This is a genomic window from Thermodesulfobacteriota bacterium (assembly GCA_026415035.1).
In the GTDB taxonomy this organism is placed as follows: Bacteria; Desulfobacterota; BSN033; order BSN033; family UBA1163; genus RBG-16-49-23.
This window is the reverse complement of the sequence record JAOAHX010000032.1, coordinates 15,263-29,757: the sequence shown is the minus strand read 5'-3', so window position 1 is coordinate 29,757 and position 14,495 is coordinate 15,263. Positions and strand designations below refer to the sequence as shown.

12 protein-coding genes are annotated in these 14,495 nt (G+C 57.5%); 8 read left to right on the top strand and 4 right to left on the bottom strand.

The window, feature by feature from the left end:
- Positions 1 to 66 precede the first annotated feature (66 nt).
- From N3G78_13820 to epmA, 5 genes are all read left to right on the top strand, one after another.
- On the top strand, positions 67 to 1,269 hold the full coding sequence (locus tag N3G78_13820; protein ID MCX8118992.1) for an argininosuccinate synthase: 1,203 nt from the start codon (positions 67 to 69) through the stop codon (positions 1,267 to 1,269).
- 22 nt (positions 1,270 to 1,291) lie between these two features.
- Positions 1,292 to 3,889 carry a leucine--tRNA ligase gene (gene leuS / locus N3G78_13815; GenBank protein MCX8118991.1) on the top strand — a complete coding sequence of 866 codons (2,598 nt, stop codon included), beginning with the start codon at positions 1,292 to 1,294 and terminating at the stop codon, positions 3,887 to 3,889.
- Positions 3,890 to 3,968: 79 nt separating this feature from the next.
- On the top strand, positions 3,969 to 4,445 hold the full coding sequence (gene lptE, locus N3G78_13810) for an LPS assembly lipoprotein LptE (protein MCX8118990.1): 477 nt from the start codon (positions 3,969 to 3,971) through the stop codon (positions 4,443 to 4,445).
- Positions 4,446 to 4,552: 107 nt separating this feature from the next.
- Positions 4,553 to 5,116, top strand: coding sequence for an elongation factor P (efp, locus tag N3G78_13805; protein MCX8118989.1), 564 nt, complete (start codon positions 4,553 to 4,555; stop codon positions 5,114 to 5,116).
- A gap of 1 nt (position 5,117) precedes the next feature.
- On the top strand, positions 5,118 to 6,047 hold the full coding sequence (epmA, locus tag N3G78_13800) for an EF-P lysine aminoacylase EpmA (GenBank protein ID MCX8118988.1): 930 nt from the start codon (positions 5,118 to 5,120) through the stop codon (positions 6,045 to 6,047).
- A gap of 21 nt (positions 6,048 to 6,068) precedes the next feature.
- Here epmA and N3G78_13795 read toward each other — a convergent pair whose 3' ends face one another.
- A complete protein-coding gene (locus N3G78_13795) occupies positions 6,069 to 7,106 on the bottom strand; it encodes a KamA family radical SAM protein (GenBank protein ID MCX8118987.1) in 1,038 nt (345 codons plus the stop codon).
- A 91-nt stretch (positions 7,107 to 7,197) separates the two neighbouring features.
- On the opposite strand from N3G78_13795, the gene N3G78_13790 reads away from it, so the two are divergent.
- Together N3G78_13790 and holA are read left to right on the top strand one after the other, a co-directional pair.
- Entirely contained in the window at positions 7,198 to 8,418 is a 1,221-nt protein-coding gene (locus N3G78_13790) for a class I SAM-dependent RNA methyltransferase (GenBank protein ID MCX8118986.1), read from the top strand.
- Entirely contained in the window at positions 8,415 to 9,506 is a 1,092-nt protein-coding gene (gene holA / locus N3G78_13785) for a DNA polymerase III subunit delta (protein MCX8118985.1), read from the top strand. The genes N3G78_13790 and holA overlap by 4 nt, the downstream gene beginning before the upstream one ends.
- Here the strand turns inward: holA and rpsT are convergent.
- Positions 9,490 to 9,771 (bottom strand): 30S ribosomal protein S20, encoded by a 282-nt coding sequence (rpsT, locus tag N3G78_13780; GenBank protein MCX8118984.1) that lies wholly within the window; start codon positions 9,769 to 9,771, stop codon positions 9,490 to 9,492. The genes holA and rpsT overlap by 17 nt on opposite strands.
- Positions 9,772 to 9,869: 98 nt before the next feature.
- Here rpsT and murJ point away from each other — a divergent pair, with 98 nt between their 5' ends.
- Positions 9,870 to 11,501, top strand: coding sequence for a murein biosynthesis integral membrane protein MurJ (murJ, locus tag N3G78_13775; protein ID MCX8118983.1), 1,632 nt, complete (start codon positions 9,870 to 9,872; stop codon positions 11,499 to 11,501).
- Between the two features lie 15 nt (positions 11,502 to 11,516).
- Here murJ and N3G78_13770 read toward each other — a convergent pair whose 3' ends face one another.
- Together N3G78_13770 and N3G78_13765 are read right to left on the bottom strand one after the other, a co-directional pair.
- A complete protein-coding gene (locus N3G78_13770) occupies positions 11,517 to 13,397 on the bottom strand; it encodes a TRAP transporter fused permease subunit (protein ID MCX8118982.1) in 1,881 nt (626 codons plus the stop codon).
- Positions 13,398 to 13,434: 37 nt separating this feature from the next.
- Positions 13,435 to 14,409 (bottom strand): TAXI family TRAP transporter solute-binding subunit, encoded by a 975-nt coding sequence (locus N3G78_13765; protein MCX8118981.1) that lies wholly within the window; start codon positions 14,407 to 14,409, stop codon positions 13,435 to 13,437.
- Between the last annotated feature and the right edge of the window lie 86 nt (positions 14,410 to 14,495).

Sequence of the window (14,495 nt, the reverse complement as noted above, 5' to 3'; positions counted from 1 at the left end):
TCGGAGACAGGAACGCCGCCCGCAAAGGTTCTTAAAAAATCATAATCAGACCAGAGGAGGAGGACGATGAAAGGTGAGGTCAGGAAGGTGGTGTTGGCCTATTCGGGAGGGCTCGACACCTCGATCATCCTCAAGTGGCTCAAACAAGAGTATGGCTGTGAAGTCATCACCTTCACAGCCGATATCGGACAGGCCGAAGAGCTGGATTACCTTGAGGAGAAGGCCATCGCCACCGGTGCAAGCAAGGTCTATATCGAAGACCTTCGAGAGGAGTTCGTGAGGGATTTCGTCTTCACGGCCTTGAAGGCCAATGCCATCTACGAGGGGACCTATCTGATGGGGACCTCGATCGCAAGGCCCCTCATCGCCAAGCGGCAGGTCGAGATCGCCCAACTCGAGGGGGCGGACGCGGTGGCCCATGGCGCCACCGGAAAGGGGAATGACCAGGTTCGATTCGAGTTGACCTACTATTCCCTCAACCCCTATATCCGAGTCATTTCCCCATGGAGGGAATGGCGCTTCGCCTCGAGAGAGGAGTTGATCGCCTACGCCAAGGAGAACGGCATCCCCGTTCCCGTGACCAAGGAGAAGCCCTACTCCACTGATCGAAACCTTCTGCATATCAGTTTCGAGGGAGGGATTCTCGAGGACCCCTGGGCCCCGCCGCCGGAGGAGATGTTTCTCCTCTCGGTTTCGCCCGAAAAGGCACCGGATCGGCCCACGATCGTCGAGATCGATTTCGAGGACGGCGTTCCGGTTCGGGTCGATGGAGAGCCGCTTTCCCCGGCGGCCCTCCTGGCCAGGCTCAATGAACTGGGAGGCCAAAATGGGATCGGCCGGGTCGATATGGTCGAGAACCGGTATGTCGGGATGAAGTCGAGAGGGGTCTATGAAACGCCTGGGGGGACGATCCTTCACGTGGCCCATCGGGCGATCGAATCGATCACGATGGACCGGGAGGTGATGCACTTCCGGGACAGCCTGATCCCGAAGATCTCAGAGCTCATCTATTATGGATACTGGTTTTCGCCAGAGATGGAGGTGTTGAAAAGGGTCATCGACGAGACCCAGAAGGACGTGACTGGAACGGTGCGGTTGAAACTTTACAAGGGGAACTGCACGGTCCTCGGCCGGAAATCGGAGAGGTCGCTCTACCACGGGGCCTTCGCGACCTTTGAAAAGGATACCGTCTACAACCAGAAGGATGCGGAGGGATTTATCAAACTCAATGCCCTGAGGCTTCGGATTCGGAAAATGATGCGAGGGTGAGATCCGTTCGGTGAGGAAAGACATGTATCCAAAATATAACCCCAAAGCTATCGAAGAGAAATGGCAGAGGATCTGGGAAGCGGAGAAGCTGTTCAAAGTGACCGAGGACCCGAAGAGGCCCAAATATTATCTTCTCGAGATGTTTCCCTACCCCTCGGGTAAGATCCACATGGGCCATGTCCGAAATTATTCCATCGGCGATGTGGTGGCCCGCTACAAGAGAATGAAAGGGTTTAACGTCCTCCATCCCATGGGATGGGATGCCTTCGGGATGCCCGCCGAGAACGCGGCCATCGAGCATGGGGTCCACCCGGCCAAATGGACGTACGAGAATATCGCCTATATGAAGCAGCAGCTGAAACGGATGGGTTTCAGTTACGATTGGGACCGGGAGTTTGCCACCTGCGACCCCTCTTACTATCGATGGGAACAGCTCTTTTTCTTGAAGATGTTCGAGAAGGGGTTGGCCTACAAGAAACGCTCCACCGTCAACTGGTGCGAGATCTGCAAGACCGTCCTGGCCAACGAACAGGTGATGGGAGACGGCACCTGCTGGCGGGGACATGCCGACGATCCCGGGGTCACGCAGAAGGAACTGGAGCAGTGGTTCTTTAAAATTACCGATTATGCGGAGGAGCTCTTGGAATGGTGCGATAAGCTCCCCGGATGGCCCGAGCGGGTCCTGACCATGCAGAAGAACTGGATCGGAAAGTCGGTCGGGGCGGAGATCCACTTCCCCATCGAAAATTCAAGGGAATCGATCAAGGTTTTTACCACCCGACAGGATACGGTCTTCGGCGCAACCTTCATGAGCCTCGCCCCGGAACATCCCTTCGCCCTCACCCTTTCCAGCGGAACGACCCAAGAGAAGGCCGTAAGGGAGTTCATCGAGAAGATGAAGCGGCAAGACTGGAAGAAACGAACTGCCCCGACCACGGAGAAGGAGGGGGTCTTCACCGGGGCCTATTGCCTCAATCCGATGACCGGGGCGAGAATGCCCATCTTCGTGGCCAACTTCGTCCTCATGGAATACGGGACAGGGGCCGTGATGGCGGTCCCGACGCATGATCAAAGGGACTTTGAATTCGCCAAAAAATATCGACTTCCCCTCATCGTGGTGATCCAACCCAAGGACCGGGTCCTCGATCCAGAGACGATGACCGAGGCCTACGAAGGGGAAGGCGTTTTGGTCAACTCAGGACCGTTCGATGGCATGGAGAGCCAGAAGGCAAGGGAGGCGATCGCGGCCTACCTTGAACAGAAGGGATTGGGCGGGCCAAAGGTCAGCTACCGGTTGAGGGATTGGGGGATTTCGAGACAACGCTACTGGGGAGCCCCCATCCCCATCATCTATTGCGAGGCCTGTGGAACGGTCCCCGTCCCCGAGAAAGACCTCCCGGTGGTCCTTCCCGCCGATGTGGAAGTGACGGGCATGGGAGAATCCCCCCTTTCGAAGGTGAAAGCATTTGTCGAGACCCTTTGCCCCAAGTGTGGGGGTCCTGCCCGTCGAGAGACCGATACGATGGACACCTTTGTCGAGTCGTCGTGGTATTTCGACCGATTCGCCTCTCCGGATTATCACGAAGGGCCCTTGGATCGGCAGAGGGTCGATTACTGGATGCCGGTCGATCAATATATCGGCGGGATCGAACATGCCATTCTCCATCTCCTCTATTCCCGGTTCTTCACCCGGGTGTTGAAGGAGATGGGGTATCTCGGGGTCGAAGAGCCCTTCACCCATCTCCTCACCCAAGGCATGGTCTGCAAAGAGGTCTTCGAATGCCCGAGGGATGGGTATCTCTTCCCGGAGGAAGTGGAGAGGGGGGAAGGGGAGTTCAGGTGTCGAAAGTGTGGTGTGTCGATTCCGGCCGGAAGACTGGAGAAGATGTCGAAGTCGAAGAAGAACGTCGTCGATCCAGAATACCTCGTGGAAAAATATGGGGCCGATACGGCGAGGATCTTCTGCCTCTTCGCGGCTCCTCCGGAAAAAGATCTGGACTGGAGCGATCAGGGGGTGGAGGGAGCTTATCGGTTCCTAAACCGGGTTTGGAGACTCTTTTTCGATCAACTGCCCAGGCTCAAGGAGGTCTCCCCTCCTCCTTTCGGGATCCCCCTGGAGGGTGAGAGAAAGATCTTCCGGCAGAAGGTCCACAAGACGATCAAAAAGGTGACGGAGGATATCGAGAGGTTCCATTTCAACACCGCCCTCAGCGCCATCATGGAAATGATCAACGAAATCTATAGCTCGGAGGTGAAGGGACAGGAGGACGACCTCTCGAAAAGCTTGATGCGAGAGGCCCTCGAGACGACGGTCCTGCTTCTGTCGCCCTTCGTCCCGCACCTCTGTGAGGAGCTCTGGAGGGAGCTCGGAAACGAGGCGTCGGTGATTCTTCAACCCTGGCCGGATTACGATCCCGAAGCGGTCAAAGAGGACGAGGTGTTGATCGTCGTCCAGGTCAATGGAAAGTTGAGAGATCGCATCACCGTGCCCGCCTCCTTTGGAGAAGAGGAGGTCAAGCAATGGGCCCTGAGGAGCGAAAGGATTCGGAAGCTGGTCGAAGGGAGGGAGATCCGGCGGGTGATCCTCGTCCCCAAAAAATTGGTCAATATTGTCTGCTAACCCCTGAGGCGAGCCTCTTCGGAATCCGTCCCAAGGACCCATGAGATCTTGGCCAAAACCCTTCATTCCGTTGGTTGCGATGTGGCTCTTGATGGGCTGCGGCTATCACCTGGTGGGCAAAGAGACTCATCTCCCACCGGAGATCCGTTCTCTGGCCATCCCCCTCTTTGCGAATAAGACCTTCGAGCCGGGGATCGAGGTTCCCTTCACCCAGGGCTTCCTGAGAGAATTTATCCAGGATCGGAGGATGAGGGTGACGGCCCGAGAAGAGGCGGATTCCATCCTGGAGGGGGTCATCAAGGCCTTTCAAATCTCTTCGTCCTCCTACGATCGCTCCGGGGTGGCCCAGGAATATCAAGTGACCGTCGTCCTCGATCTGACGTTGAGGATGAAGAATGGGGAGGTCCTCTGGGTGGAGAAGGATCTCTCCGACAGCCGGTTTTATCGGGCCTCGGCCAATGTGCTTCTGACCGAGTCGAACAAAGCCGCCGCGATTCAGTCGCTGGCCAGGTGGATGGCCGGACGGGTCCGCCACCGTTTCTTTTCCCATTTTTGACCCTCTGCGGGTCTTCCCCATAGGCGAGGGTCGGCCTTTGAAAAGGACGGTCGGATTCTCCCAGGCCAGCCTCCATTGAAGGAAAAAAGGTAGAAGGGGAGCGTTTTATGTATTCCGCATCCGATTTGAGAAAGGGGTTGAAGATTACGATCGATAACGAACCCTATGTGGTGACGGCCTTTGAGTTCTCAAAGCCTGGGAAGGGTCAGGCCCTTTACCGAACCAAGTTGAAGAACATGATCACCGGCCTGACGATCGATCGGACCTATCGCGAAGGGGACACCTTCGAACCCGCCTCGCTGGAAGAGAGACCGATGCAGTATCTCTACCGAGAGGGGAACCAGTACTACTTCATGGACAACGAAACCTTCGAGCAAATCGTCATCAACGAAGAGGCCCTGGGAGAGGCGAGGCATTTTCTGGTCGAGAATCTGAACGTGAAAGTCCTCTTATTCAGGGAGAAGGCCATCGGCGTGGAGCTTCCCAATTTCGTCAACCTCCGGGTGATCAAGACTGAAATGTGGGTCAAGGGCGATACGTCCAAAACGGATTATAAGCCCGCCACGCTCGAGACCGGATACGAAATCCGCATCCCTCCCTTCGTGCAGGAGGGAGAGTTGATCACCGTGGACACCCGGACCGGTGAGTATTCGACCCGGGTGAAAGAGTAGGGTGGTTCAGAGGATCCACTGGGCTCTGGCGAGCCGAAAGGGCGTTCTGCAGCGACGGGCCAGAATCCTTCAAGAGACCCGGAGATTTTTCCAAGATCGGGGGTATCTCGAGGTCGAGACCCCCTACCGCCTTCCCACCGTCGCCCCTGAATCCCATATCGATCCCATCCCTTCCGAAGATTGGTTCCTTCACCCTTCCCCAGAGCTCTGCATGAAGCGAATGCTCGCCGCAGGCTACGAGAAAATCTTCCAGATCTGCCGATGCTGGAGGAGAGGAGAGAGGGGGCGGCTCCACCACCCCGAATTCACCCTCCTCGAATGGTATCGGGTGGGTGCTGGTTATAAGGATCTGATGGAGGAGTGTGAGACCTTCCTTCGGTCCCTGGCCGCTGGCCTCGAGCTGGGAAATCTCCTGACGTTTCGAGGCCGAAGGATCGATCTCGCCTCCCCTTGGGAGAGGGTCACGGTCAAAGAGGCCTTTCGCCTTTATGGGGAGATGACCGTAGAAGAGGCGCTCCGACAGGGCCGTTTCGACGAGGTGATGGTCGAAAGGATCGAGCCGCGGCTCGGGATCGGAAAACCGACCTTTCTCTACGACTATCCCTCAGAAAGGCGCTCCCTCTCCCGTCTCAAGCCCGAAGACCCTTCCGTCGCCGAACGATTCGAACTCTACCTCGGAGGTCTGGAGATCGCCAACGCCTTTACCGAATTGAACGATCCGGAAGAGCAACGAAGGGTCTTTCAGTCCGAAAGAGAGGCCCGCCTCCTTGCGGGAAAGGAGGTTTACCCGATGCCCGAGAAGTTCTTGGAGGAGCTCGAAGCCATGCCTCCTTCTGCTGGGATCGCCCTGGGGGTGGATCGGCTGGTCATGGTTCTTTTAGACGCAACGACGATCGACGAGGTGGTCGCCTTCACCCCCGAAGACCTTTGAATCTTCTCCTTCCGCTTCTTTTTATTCCTCAACCTCCGGGTACTCGACAGGCTCACCGAGGTAGCTTTTCAAGAAGCACCGATGGCCCTCTCTCCTGATGGGGTCTGGCTGGAGAGGGACCTTGCCCTTCCCGCCGGGAAGGTCGATGACATAGGTGGGAGTCGCCATTCCAGAAATATTGCCTCTCAGATGGGCCATGATCTCCAGCCCCTTCCGGAGGGAGGTTCGGAAATGGCCGGTTCCCTTCACCAGGTCCATTTGATGAAGGTAGTATGGCCGGACCCGGATCGTCAGAAGGTTTCGCATCAATTGTTTCATCACCTCTGGGTCGTCGTTGACCCCCCTGAGGAGAACGGTCTGATTGCCGAGCGGGATTCCGGCATCGGCGAGCCGCCTGCAGGCATCGGCTGAGCTCGGCGTGATTTCTATCGGGTGGTTGAATTGGGTGTTGAGATAGAGTGGATGGAAGGATTTCAACATCCTGCAGAGCCTTGAAGTGATTCGTTCCGGGAGGGTGACAGGTGCGCGGGAGTGGATCCGGATGACCTGAAGATGGGGGATTTTCCGGAGGCGGGAGAGGATCTCTTCCAATTCATCGTCCGTCAGAAGCAGGGGATCCCCTCCCGAAAGGATGACCTCCCGTATGGCGGGCCTCCCCCCAAGGTATTCGAGCATCGGTCCTAAGGCCTTTCGACAGGTCCCGGTCGTTCCCATCCGGTTCTTCCTCGTGCAGAATCGGCAGAGGGTCGGGCAGGTGGAGGAGACCAGAAGGAGCACACGGTCAGGATAACGGTGGATCAGGCCAGGGGAAAGGGTGAGGTGGCCCTCGTTCAGGGGGTCGGGAGAGAGCCCCTCGTCCTCAAGCTCCCGTGTATCGGGGATGATCTGCCGCCAAATCGGATCGCCTTTTTCCCGGATCAGGTTCAAAAACGAGCGGGTGGTTCGAAAAGGATAACGCTGAATGACCGGGCGGAGCGATTCGATATCGATGGGATGGTCCTGGGCGAGCTCCTCAAGGGAGGTGAGGCTCTCTTCATAGAGTTTTTGCCATCGTTCCATGTTGGGTCGACCGTCCCTATTGAATTTTAGCCGTTTGGCGGGTAGAATGCAAAAATCGAAAACTTTCCCACGCCGTCGCTCGAGGAAGGCTATGCGTCCCTGGGAGAAGAAGAGCCGAATCGTCATCACCTGTGCCAAAGGCATCGTCCCCTTTTTGAAGGAGGAGCTCCGGTTGCTCGAATTTCCGATCCTGGCCGAAGGCACCGCAAGCGTCGAAACCGAGGGCACGATGGAAGATGCCATGCGGTTGAACCTCTTCATCCGGACAGGCCACCGCGTCCTCTTCTTCTTGGAACGGTTCACCGCAAAAGATCCTGAGGAGCTGTACCAGAAGGTGTCCAAGATGGGATGGGAGGAGGTGGTCCCCGAAACGGGCTATCTCTGCGTCACCTCCACGGTGGACCACCCCACCATCCGGGATACCCGCTTCGCCAACGTGAAATGTAAAGATGCGATCGTGGATCGGATCCGAGAGGTTCGAGGAAAGAGGCCCGATTCGGGATCCGAGAGGAACCGGACCGTCGTCCACCTCTTCTGGAAGGCCGATGCCGCCTCGCTCTATATCGACACCTCGGGCGAACCCCTTTCGAAAAGGGGCTATCGGAAGATCCCCCTCAAGGCCCCCATGCAAGAGACCCTGGCCGCAGGGGTCGTCTTGGCCACGGGGTGGAGAGGGGAGAGCCATTTCGTCAATCCCATGTGCGGAAGCGGGACGCTCGCCATCGAAGCGGCCCTCATCGGCCTGGGCCGGCCACCGGGATTGTTGAGGAGCAACTATGGGTTCATGCATCTGAAAGGGTTCGAAGAATCTTCTTGGAGGGAGATCCGGCGAAAGGCCAGGGCCACGGCCAGGGACTGGATGGAAGGAAAGATCATCGCCACGGACATCAGTGCGGAGGCCGTTCAAGGGGCCCAAAAGAATGCCCAGACCGCGGGGGTGGATCGTTGGATCGAATTCGGGATATGCCCGTACGAGGCGACCCCGATCCCTCAGGGAGAGGGTGTGGTGGTGGTCAACCCAGAATATGGCGAACGGATGGGAGAGAAGGAGACCTTGAAGGAGATCTACAAGGGCCTGGGCGACTTCTTTAAAAAAAGGTGTCAGGGATACCGGGGCTATATCTTCACGGGCAATCTCGAGTTGGCCAAGCGGGTGGGGCTCAGGCCGAAACGAAAGGTCCTCTTTTATAATTCCAATATCGAATGCCGGCTTCTTGAATACGAGCTTTACGAGGGAAGCCAGAAGGCGAAGACCGCCGATGGTCGAGGTTCGAATCTCCCCTCCACCGCCGTGGAGATGGATCGCCCATGACTTCAAAAAAGGCACCGGCCCAAACAGACCTCTATCCCGTTTATTTCTTATATGGCCCGGAGACCTTCCTGATCGAAGAGGAGAGCCGGAGGTTGCTCGAGCGAACCCTTCAGCCGAAGCAGAGGGGATTCAATCTCCATTATTTCAACGGAGAGGAAGACCACGCCCGGGAGATCCTTCTTGCGGCACGGACGCTGCCGATGTTTTCCTCCCACCGGTTTATTTTAGTTCGGAGGGCAGACGAGCTCGGCCAGGAGGATATCGAGAGCCTCCTCCCCTATATCGAGGACCCCTCCCCGTCCACCCGACTCGTGATGAGCGGTCAAGCCCTCGGGCGGTGGAAGCCCTATCTCAAGCAGCTGGAGAGGCACGGGAAGGTGATAGAATTTCCGAGGTTGAAGGGGATTGGATTGATCTCCTGGGTCAGAAAAAGGATGGGAGAAAAGGGGAAATCCCTTTCCGAAGAGGGGGCGAGATTTCTGATCGAGGTCGTGGGCGACCACCTCCAGGACCTCGACAACGCGCTGGAGCGGCTCTTTTTGAGCGTCGGAGAGAAGAGGGAGGTGGAATTAGCCGATGTAGAGGAGATGAAAGCCGAGGTGAGGGTCAGCACGATCTACGATCTGACCGAGGCGATCGGCGAGCAGAATATCACAAGGGCCCTCTCGATTCTCGACAGGGCGATCGAGATGAAAGCCATCCCCTTTCGCCGAGAGGAGCCTGCCCTGAAGAGGATGGACGACCCCGCGCCCCTTCTCCTCGATTGGATGGCTAGGCACTTCTGGAGCCTTTTCCGGGCCAAGGCGATGGAGATGGACCAAAAGGGCCCGGAGGCGATCGCAGAGGCCCTCAACCTCAAACCTTGGGCGGTCCGGAAGCTATTGGAACAGGGCAGGAGATTCTCGATCGCCTCCCTTCGCGAGGCGCTCCTCCGTTGCCATCAGGCCGATCTGGCCATCAAGGGGGGCAAGGGTGAGAAATCTCTCCTCCTCGAGAAGCTGGTCATCGATCTCTGTCTTTCTCGTCCGGAGAAGACGTTTGGGGAGTCCCCTCCCACACCTCCCAAGGAAATTAGGAAGCAGGGTTGAGTTGTTTGAGTTGATTGACAGCCCTCGTGAGCCTCGAGATTTTCCTCGCAGAGGTGTTTTTGTGGAAGACGCCGTGGGTCGTTCCTTTTTGGATCAAAGGGATGGCCTTGGCCAGGGCCTTTTGGGCCTCTTCAACGTTCTTGGTTTCGATGGCCTCCCGAACTTTTTTGATGGCGCTTTTCACCATCGATTTGAAATGGACGTTTCGGGCCCTCCGCTTCTCATTCTGTTTTGCCCTCTTGATGGCTGAAGAATGCGTTGCCAAGCCTGCCTCTCCTTTCTTCCTCCTAATTGAGCTCGGATTGAAAACACGTTGATTTTTCTAACATTTTAGGATAGGTTGTGTCAAGCCCATCCCCGCGGATGGAATTCGCGCGCACCCGGGAAAAATCCCGAGCCAAGGATACCCTCATGAGCGAGCACGGAAGGATCACCAAGGCGGCCTCCATTATCGGGATGGGGACCCTTCTCAGTCGGATCCTCGGTTTTTTAAGGGATGTGGTGATCGCCCACTTTTTCGGGGCAGGCATGGCGGCCGATGCCTTCTTCGTTGCCTTTCGGATTCCCAATCTCTGGAGACGGTTGGTGGGCGAGGGCTCGCTCACCGTCTCCTTCATTCCCATCTATACCGAATATCTCCATCAGCGGCCGGAACGGGAGGCGAAAGAGGTGGCCCATATCGCCTTCACGCTCTTGGGGCTTGGTTTGCTGATGATCACCATCCTCGGCATTCTCTTCTCGCCCCTCTTGATCCGGGCGATCGCACCGGGATTCATTGAGGTGCCAGAAAAATTTGAGCTGACGGTCACCCTCACCCGGATCGTCTTCCCCTATCTCTTCTTCATGGGTCTTTTCGCCCTCTGCATGGGCCTCCTGAACGCTCATCGCCATTTTTTGGCTCCCGCCCTGGCGCCCATCTTTCTCAACATCTCGATCATCCTCTGCGTCCTCCTCTTCTTCTCCTTTTTCCGACAACCCGTGATGACCTTGGCCTTCGGCGTGCTCGCCGGTGGCGTGATCCAATTCCTTTTCCAGATCCCCTTCTTGTGGAAGAAAGGGATCGGCTTCCATTGGAATTTCAATTTCAGACACCCCGCGATCCAGCGCATCGGCCGAATGATGGTCCCGGGGGTGATCGGCACCGCGGTCTATCAACTCAATGTCTTTGTCGATACGATCTTCGCTTCCTTTCTTCCCGGGGGAAGCGTCTCCTATCTCTTCTTCGCGGACCGGCTGTTGGAATTCCCCTTGGGCCTCTTCGCCATCGCCATCGGAATGGCCTCCCTGCCAAGCCTCTCCGGGCTTCTCTCCCAAGGCCGATGGGATGAGTTTAAGCATTCCCTATGGTTCACCTTTCACCTGACGGCCTTCGTCAGCATTCCCGCGATGGTGGGGCTGATCGCCTTAAAGACCCCCATCGTCAACCTCCTTTTCCAGAGGGGGCTGTTCGACAACCTTGCGACCCAGATGACCGCCAAGGCCCTCCTCTGCTATGCCATCGGCCTCTGGGCCATCGCAGGGGTGAGGACGATCGTCCCGGCCTTCTATGCCCTCAAGGATGCGTGGTCCCCCCTGAAGATTGCCATCCTCTGTCTCGTCGCCAACGCCCTTCTCAACTCCCTCTTCCTCTTCCTGACTCCCCTTGGCCATGCAGGCCTCGCGCTTGCCACGAGCCTCTCCTCGATGTTGAACCTGTTCCTCTTGGCCCTAAGGCTGAGGCAGAGGTTGCCCGGCATCGACATCGGGAAGAGCTTAAAGCACCTCCTTCGTAACCTCCTCTGCAGCCTTCCGATGGGATGGGTGGCCTACCTGATCTGTTCCCTGAGGGGGTGGAACGCCAGTGGCGAGACGGTGCAAAAGGCGATCCTCTTGTCCGGGGCGATGGTTGGGGGGGTAGGAATCTACCTCCTCTTGGCCTACCTCCTGAAGAACGAAGAGCTGAGCTTTCTCATCGAGATTTTGCGAAAGAGGCGATTGAAGAAGAAAACCCTCTAAATCTGATTCCCCCTTTTACCTGCTCCGAGGGCCCTTGAGGTCCGATTTTTTCCGGAGCCTCGCCCAGATAAAGCCTCCTCCTGCCAATCCAACCCCGATGAGCTCGGAGCCGAGGGTCGGAAAGACCAGGAAGACGGCGGCCGTGGCGAAAAGCAGGCGGTGAGGCCAGTTGAGGGGAGACCAGATGTATCCCACCAGGAAGGCGGAGAGGCTGATCACGCCCAGGCCAGTTAACCCGGTGGCCAGAAGGATTTCGGGGACCGTCCCCTGGAGGAGAAGGGCGGGCTGAAAGACGAAGGCGAAGGGGATCAGAAAGCCGGCGATTCCCAATTTGAAGGCCTCGATCCCCGTGGCCATCATCTCCGAGCCTGCCACATTGGCCGCGGCAAAGGCCGTGATGGCATCCGGAGGCGTCAGATCCGAAAGCACGGCATAATAGAAGACGAAGAGATGGGCGGCCAAGAGGGCGACCTCGAATTTTCCGAGGGTCGAGGCTCCCACGGTGACCGCGATGATGTAGGCGGGGGTGGTCGGGATGCCTGTGCCGAGGACACTGACGACGAGAAAGATGAGGATCATGGCGAGGAGGAGATGATTGAAAGAGGCGCTGAGGAGAACGCTGCCGAAGGCCAGGGCGGCCCCGGTGCGCGTCAGGATGCCCACCACCATCCCAGACCCAGCGAGGGCGGTGGCGATGATGGCCGCGTTGACCGCGGCCTGAAAGAGGGTGTCGATGAGTTTACGCGGGGTGAGCCAGGTCTTCTTGTCGAAAAAACTGAGGGCGATGATGACCCAGATGACGTAGAAGGCGGCTTTGCTCGGAGAATACCCGTAGGCCAGGAGGATGACCACCAACAGAAAGGGGAGGAAGAAGTAGGCGTGGCGAAGCATCGGAAGAATGCTTGGCCGTTCGGCCTTGGGGATGCTTTCCATCCCGTGTTTGCCCGAGAGGAAATGGACGACGAAGAAGAGCCCCAAGTAATACAGGAGGGCCGGGAGGGCCGCGGCCTGGATGATCTTGAAATAGGGGACCCCCGTAATTTCAGACATGATGAAGGCCCCTGCGCCCATGATGGGCGGCATGAGCTGACCGCCCGTGCTCGAAATGGCCTCGATGGCCGCGGCCTGCTTGGGCAGAAACCCTGCCTTTTTCATCAGTGGGATCGTGAAACTTCCGGTCGCATAGACATTGGCGACCGTGCTTCCGCTGACGGTTCCATAGAGGCTGCTGGAGATGACCGCGATCTTGGCAGGCCCCCCTCTCGCCCAGCCCGCAGCCCATACGGCAAAGTCGATGAGGAAGTTTCCGACGCCGGCGCTGATCATGAACCCGGCGAAGAGGATGTAGATAAAGAGGATATTGGAGGAGATTCCCGTCAGAAAACCGAAGATCCCTTCGTCGACGGCCAGAAAGAGGACCTCCACCATTCGCGGGAAAGAGTAGCCTTTGAACCTCAGGAGCCCCGGCCAGTAGGGCGCGGTGGCCAAGTAGAAGAGGGCGATCAGAATGGTCAGGGCCATCCACCGGGAGAGGGCGCGGCGAGCGGCCTCCACCACCAGCAAGACCAGGGCGGTGCCCAGGATCATTTCGATGGGCAGCACCTCATCGACGCCCACCATTCTGAAGTTGAGGCGTTCGGTATGCTTGACGATATAGGCCGGACCCGCCAGGCAGAGCAATGCGGCCAGGCCGTCCCAAAGGCTGGGCCTGTGCTTGGGTGATTTGGGGGTCGCGGGAAAGAGGAGGAAGATGAGCGGCAGGAGGAAGAGGAGATGAAGGCCCCTCTGGATCCTGGGCTCAAAGGTGCCGAACCCCGAAGTGTAGAGGTGGAGCAGGGAGGCGCTCACCCCGTAGACCAGAACGACCGTTTTCAGCCATCCGGTTAATCTCCTCATGACGGATCGAGCCAGGCCGCCCTGCCGTATCCCTCTGCTATTTTAGAACGCCCTTTTCTCGGAAGTACTTTTCGGCTCCCGGATGGAGGGGGATCGCCCCCAGGCCGGTGACCCCGTCCTTAATCTGGTAGGGGACCAGGGAGCCGTGGATCTTTCTGAACTGGTCGAGATTTTCGTGAATGACCTTGGTCATCCGATAGGCGACCTCATCCGGAACGTTCTTGTTGATCAGGATGACGCTTCCTGCGACCGCAGTCAGGATCTCCTCGTTCGCATTGGCGGCCTTGGGATAGGTGCCGGCCGGGATCTTGCCTGATTCGATGCCGTATTGTTTCAGGCTCTCCAAGACCTCCGGCGCGAAGGGGATCAATCTCAAGGAACGGCCGATGGAGGCCTCGGTCACAGCCGCTGCCGGCGTGGCGAGGAAGGTGAAGACCGAGTCCACGTTCTTATCTTTGAACTGGCTCGCCTGTTCCGCATAGGATCCTCTAAAGAATTTGAAGCCCGCGGCCTCGAGCTCCTTGTAATCGGTTTTATAGGCGGCTAGGACCTTTCGGAAGACCCATTCGTCCGAGGTCCCGGCAGGCGAGATGGCCATGCGGAGGGCCTTCTTCTGTTTGAAGACATCGTCCATGGTCTTGATGGGAGACTCCGCGGCCACATAGAAGTGGAAGAAGTTGAGGCTCATTCCGCCTGCGAGGGCCCGGAGGTTGGTGTGCTTTTTGTCATAGGGGTCCTCACCGTTCCAAGCGGCCACGTTGAGAAAGGGTAGACCCCATCCCAATTCGCAATCTCCTTTGTCGACCAGCCTTGGATTGACCGTCCCGCCTCCCGGGATGACCTTGATCGTGATCCCCCCGGATTTCTCGTTGACGAGGTTGGCGATCCCTCCCGCGATGGCATACCACCCTCCACCGACTCCACCGGCCGTCCAGGTCAAGGTCTGAGGGTGGGCTTGGGAATGGAGCAAAAGCAGGAGAAAGAGGGCTGAAAAGCATGCAAACTTTTTCATCGGACCCCTCCTTTGTGGGTGGAAATGGTTCTTGATGGTTGTGTTATATAATTGAAAGAGGCAAAAAAGTAAAGGGCCGGAAAGCC

Excerpts from the sequence above, each read along its gene's own strand:
- lptE (MCX8118990.1), top strand. The coding sequence starts at position 3,969 with ATGTGGCTCTTGATGGGCTGCGGCTATCACCTGGTGGGCAAAGAGACT.
- N3G78_13790 (MCX8118986.1), top strand. The coding sequence starts at position 7,198 with ATGCGTCCCTGGGAGAAGAAGAGCCGAATCGTCATCACCTGTGCCAAA.
- N3G78_13765 (MCX8118981.1), bottom strand. The coding sequence starts at position 14,409 with ATGAAAAAGTTTGCATGCTTTTCAGCCCTCTTTCTCCTGCTTTTGCTC.
- holA (MCX8118985.1), top strand. The coding sequence starts at position 8,415 with ATGACTTCAAAAAAGGCACCGGCCCAAACAGACCTCTATCCCGTTTAT.
- N3G78_13820 (MCX8118992.1), top strand. The coding sequence starts at position 67 with ATGAAAGGTGAGGTCAGGAAGGTGGTGTTGGCCTATTCGGGAGGGCTC.
- N3G78_13795 (MCX8118987.1), bottom strand. The coding sequence starts at position 7,106 with ATGGAACGATGGCAAAAACTCTATGAAGAGAGCCTCACCTCCCTTGAG.
- leuS (MCX8118991.1), top strand. The coding sequence starts at position 1,292 with ATGTATCCAAAATATAACCCCAAAGCTATCGAAGAGAAATGGCAGAGG.
- N3G78_13770 (MCX8118982.1), bottom strand. The coding sequence starts at position 13,397 with ATGAGGAGATTAACCGGATGGCTGAAAACGGTCGTTCTGGTCTACGGG.
- efp (MCX8118989.1), top strand. The coding sequence starts at position 4,553 with ATGTATTCCGCATCCGATTTGAGAAAGGGGTTGAAGATTACGATCGAT.
- murJ (MCX8118983.1), top strand. The coding sequence starts at position 9,870 with ATGGAATTCGCGCGCACCCGGGAAAAATCCCGAGCCAAGGATACCCTC.